A 4,932-nucleotide genomic window follows, 5' to 3' on the forward strand; every position below is an offset into this window, starting at 1 on the left:
GACGCAATTTTATAAGAATGTTTTTTTCAACTTGGGATGGAGGAAGTTGGTATGCTATCTTTAGAATTATAGGTGAGGGTATTTCTTGTGCTAATGTAACTCCACAATGGGGTCAAACTTGCTCTAGTGGATTTTTATATGAGGATTATAACTACTATGAATACACTTGTCCTAGTGGATATTCTGCTATCAATAAAGGTGGGAATTGCCACCCTAAAAGCATAAAGGATTTAGTGGATACCAATGGAGATGGAATAGGGGATTCTTGCCCTAATAGCACTCCTCCACCTCTAAATTGTCAAGGCACTACAAAGTTTTGTCCCTTTAATAAAGATAGAGCTTGTGTGCAATATGATGGGAAATTACAATGCTCTCCTCATCCTTGTTTTGCAGGAGGTAGCGGAGGAAATGCTTCATTAGTAGAAAATATTAATCAAAATGTAGGGGTTAATGATTCTACTAATAATGGTTGGAGGGAAGATGGAAGTTGTGGAGGACAACTTTTAGTTTTTAATGGTAAAAGCCATAGTTGTAGAAGTAGTGATAAGCTCTTAGGTTTAAGCGGGGGCGGGTGTTGTAATAAAAACAAAGTATTTTTAGGATTAGTATCTTGCAAAGAGAATGAAAAGAATCTTGCAAAGCTTAACCAGCAGAGCCTATGCAAGGAGATTGGAGAATATTGCTCTAAAAGGATTAAACTAGGTTTTGCAAAAGTTTGTATTCAAAAAAGTAAATCCCATTGTTGCTTTAATAGTCTCTTAGCAAGGATATTTAATGAACAAGGTAGGCAACAAATAGGTAAAGGTTGGGGGAGTGGAGAATCTCCTAATTGTTCTGGATTTACCACAGAGGAATTTCAAAAATTAGATTTTTCTAAGATGGATTTGAGTGAATTTACCAATTCTTTAAATTTTAGGGTTAATGATAGTTTTGCTAAGGGGCAGGCAGAGAAAATCAAAGATAGAGTGCAACAAAGTATTCATACTATTAATAGTATGAAGATAAATTAAAACGATTTATTTAAGGCAAATATAAGAAAAAGTATATTGCTTATACTTTTTCTTAAAAATAGCTTAAAACAAAGTATCATATTCACATTTGTTTTAAAAATGCAGTAAAGGCTTTAATAGCTTCATCCTTGCTTGTATATTGACTTAGATTAATAGATACAATTCCTTTTTTCTCATTGAAAGAAATGGGGGTGTTTTTGGGTTTTATTTTATTCGACAAATACTCTGCTTTTATAGCTTTTAAATCTATTTCCTTTTTAAAATATCTCTCAAATGCTTCTATTTGTTTTGATTCAGATTTTATTTTTGCAATTACTTCTAAAACCTCTAAAGGAATCTTTTGTCCATTTAAAATTTCTTGTTGCACTTTTTTACAAAGTTTTAACAAAGACATAACCTTTTTCACATATATTTCACTCTTTCCAATCCCATTTGCAATATCTTCATAGGTCCTAAATACTCCATTATCAATGAGGCGATTAAACGCTAAAGCTAATTCTAAGTGTGATAAGTTTTCTCGTTGGATATTCTCAATAAGGGTTTGTGATGAAGAAACCCTTTTAAACTCATCAAGTGTATAATCTCTTAAGAGAGCTTGAATTTTTTCATAGCCTAGTTTTTGGTAAGCCTTAACGCGTCTATGCCCAGCAATAATATAGTATTTAGATTCAACAACTCCAATAATAATAGGCTGGATTAATCCACTCTTTTTTATAGAATCAGCTAACTCATTGATACTTTCTTCCTTGTATTCCATTCTTGGTTGGTAGGGATTCTCTAATAGCTCATTAATCTCCACTTCTTGTCCTGCCATTCTTTGTCTAAGAAGTGTTGCTTTTTTTCTATCTTCTCCAATTTGTAGAAAAACATTACCTCTATCCATTGACGATTTCATTCGCTAACCTTTTTGTAATCTCCTTTTTCAAAGCGGTAAATTCTGCTTTAGCAACACTATTTGTTGTTTCAAAGATAGTTTTACCTACATTAAAGCTCTTTTTATAAATACTTCTTTCTCTAATAATTGTATCCATCAATACTAATTTTTCATCAGCATCACAAATAGTCTTTATAACTTCAAAATTTGTAGAATTAGGGTGTATCTTATTTAAAAGAACACAAGAGAAAACATTTTTCATAGTTTGTCCTTGCAAGTCGTTTAAAATTCTACCAAAAGTTTGTAATCCAAACAATTCTGTATTACTTTCTAGTGCAGGAGTAATAACAATGTCTGCATAAGTTATTACAAAACGCAATAAATCATCATCAAAACCTCCTGTATCAATGATTATCCATTCTGCAAGAGAAGCTTTTTTTGAGGCTTGTAAGAATTCTTCTACGGAATTGATTTCTAAAACTTTAAATGGTTTTAATCCATATTTTTTGCGTAAATCATTATTGTGAGATAAGGATTGTTGAAAATCTAAATCTAATATTGTGCCATTAAACGCACCTGCTAGATTCCAAGAAATCATACTTTTTCCAACGCCACCTTTGGTGTGTGCAACTGTTATTACTGGCATTTTCTATCCTTTAAATCTTGTCTTCCCATTGAAGATTATGTAATCTTTCAATATCAACATTTATTATTTTCCCCCTCTGTTTATTTTTATCTTCAATTATAAGAGTTAGTAGATTCTCATCATTAGATTTTTCAATATCAATCAAACTATAAACTTCATTATCAAGTTTAAATAAACGATATTTGTATTTACGCAAAAGGATTTCTTGTGTGCTTAAAGTTTGTCCTATAAGCTCTTGATTTTTATACATAAAACTCCATATTGAATATGCGACATTTGGTTCTAATAACTTTTGGGTTGTTCCATTAATAATAAATCCATCATCATTAAGGAAAAACTTTGTGTTTATATCATAACCATTAACTCCTTGAATAATGAATTTACCCTTATATTTTTTAATAATTGTTTTTTTAAATTCATTAAAATCTGTTTTTAAATAATCAGAATCAAAATTTATTTTTTTATTCTTGAAAAGAAGTTTTACTCCAACGATTTTTTTGCCACTTTTTTTAATTTCATAAGACACAGTAATATCAGATTTTTCATTGTTTGTAATATCATCAATGGGTTCTTGAATACATTTTCTAATGAGCGTCCCTGCACTATTTAAATAAGAAGATTGTTCTTTGTTAATTGAGAAAATCTTTTGTATGTTCTCAAGACTTAAAAAAATAGAATTTTTAAAAGATAATTGTTTTGACCCTAAAAGCATTTTTATATGCTGGTATAAAATCCTAGAATACACTGATTTAAAAGAATTTAGATTGTGATACACTATTTTTGTATAAGTTGCTTGTGGCAACAAATTCGCACTATCAAAATATGGATTAAAAGTAATAATTAACATATTTGTATTCGTATCTATCATAGCTTTAGAAAAAATGGATATAGACCCAAAACTATTTTTATTTTCAAATTGAACTGTTAAAGAGACTAAATCATCTAAAGCTTGTTTAAGTTCTTCCTTGCGGATTCTTTTTAAAGAAGTCCCCTCTAAGAGACAATTATAAAATAATTCATAATCAATATAGATTGTTTTATCCTCTTTAGAAGACATATCCTCATTGATTCTATTATTTTTTATCAAATGCTGGATAGTAGCAATCACTGCGTCAAAAATTCTATTTTGCAACAAGGACATTGAGCATTTACTCATAGTCATCGTAATAAATTCATTATGTTTATTTACAATGAAATTTTCTGGCAAGAAATTTACATTAGACTTCATAAAAAAAACCTAGAATGTTTGTATGACATACTCCCCACGCATAAATGCGGGGGTTTCTAGTATCAACAAATCTAGCCTACTTTTGTAGGTCTTACAAATTCTCCACTAAGAGTTGATGCCCCAACTCTATAAATGTTTAAACTAGCATTATAAAAATTGCCTTATTCTATCTCAAAAATATTATAAAATCAAGATTTTTAGGATATTAACAATATCTATTTGAACAAAAAATCCACAAAAAATAAAATTTGATATTTTTTTAACAAAATTCTCTCCATTTAGTATCCTACTACTCTCCACTTAGTATCCATTTAGTATCCGCTTACTATCCTACTACTATCCACTTAGTATCCATATTCTGCATTTTTTATTTTGTGGAGAAAAAGTTCAAATAAATTCTATTTTATAAGCCTTTAATGACTTAAAATACGCTGTTAGAATACTCTTTAATAGAGTAAATTTTATGTGTGGAGAAAAAGTTCAAGATAGTGGAGAAAAAGTTCAAGATAGTGGAGAAAAAGTTCAAGATAGTGGAGAAAAAGTTCAAGATAGTGGAGAAAAAGTTCAAGATACACCTTTCAAATTACCTATTTTAGACTATTTGAAAAGGCTCTAAAACTAACTAAATATATTAAATATTTAAATATCTAAATTTTTAAAACGCGCGTGCGAGAAAAAATATCAAATTTTTCACAATTAAATTTCTTTTAAATTTTCACTTAAAAAATAATAAGGGTTTTAAAAGTAAATCTCTAACCTGAATGATATTTTAAATACCTTTAACCTTTTAATTTAAAAATTACACAACACTTGACTTTATAAAAATTTTGTTATAGAATATGGTTTTCTTATTTAGTTAAGTGCTTGCGGGCTTTGTTCCTTGTTGAGTGTAGCGGTTGCATTCGAACATTGACCCTTTGACGACCGATTATCCTTTGAGATAGTCCGATTTTCATAAAACTAAACCGTCTATTCAGGGTTAAACCATATAGCCCTTTCCCTTTGAATTGCTAGGAAGTCTTGCAATACAAGGAGGATAAAGCATTAAAATGCAAAAGGTATTCTATTGCCTTTTTTCTCCTTGTTTAGAGTGTTATACTCCAACTATTAGAAATAATAGTGCATTATTAATGCAGTAACAATTAACACTTAGAGATAACCAGCAGCTAAGCTT

Annotated in this window: 5 protein-coding genes; 2 read left to right on the forward strand and 3 right to left on the reverse strand. The window is 29.6% G+C overall.

Going from position 1 to position 4,932, the window contains the following annotated elements:
* Positions 1-1,010, forward strand: a 1,010-nt coding sequence (gene traN, locus LS72_RS09895) for a conjugal transfer protein TraN (protein ID WP_238700800.1), incomplete at its 5' end; no start/stop codon positions are given.
* 82 nt (positions 1,011-1,092) lie between these two features.
* Here the strand turns inward: traN and LS72_RS09900 are convergent.
* From LS72_RS09900 to LS72_RS09910, 3 genes are read right to left on the reverse strand one after another with little or no spacing between them, the layout of a single operon-like run.
* The gene (locus LS72_RS09900) at positions 1,093-1,905 is read right to left on the reverse strand and encodes a ParB/RepB/Spo0J family partition protein (RefSeq protein ID WP_138155313.1); all 813 of its coding nucleotides are present in this window, start codon (positions 1,903-1,905) and stop codon (positions 1,093-1,095) included.
* On the reverse strand, positions 1,886-2,530 hold the full coding sequence (locus LS72_RS09905; protein WP_034555216.1) for a ParA family protein: 645 nt from the start codon (positions 2,528-2,530) through the stop codon (positions 1,886-1,888). Before LS72_RS09905 ends, LS72_RS09900 begins: the two co-directional genes overlap by 20 nt.
* A gap of 10 nt (positions 2,531-2,540) precedes the next feature.
* Positions 2,541-3,758: a replication initiation protein gene (locus tag LS72_RS09910; RefSeq protein ID WP_034555217.1), complete on the reverse strand. Its 1,218-nt coding sequence runs from the start codon at positions 3,756-3,758 to the stop codon at positions 2,541-2,543.
* Positions 3,759-4,221: 463 nt separating this feature from the next.
* Between LS72_RS09910 and LS72_RS10965 the strand changes: the two genes are divergently transcribed.
* Positions 4,222-4,374 carry a hypothetical protein gene (locus tag LS72_RS10965; protein WP_194145604.1) on the forward strand — a complete coding sequence of 51 codons (153 nt, stop codon included), beginning with the start codon at positions 4,222-4,224 and terminating at the stop codon, positions 4,372-4,374.
* Positions 4,375-4,932 lie beyond the last annotated feature (558 nt).

The sequence above is a fragment of the Helicobacter apodemus genome (assembly GCF_000765745.2).
Taxonomy (GTDB): Bacteria; Campylobacterota; Campylobacteria; order Campylobacterales; family Helicobacteraceae; genus Helicobacter_D; species Helicobacter_D apodemus.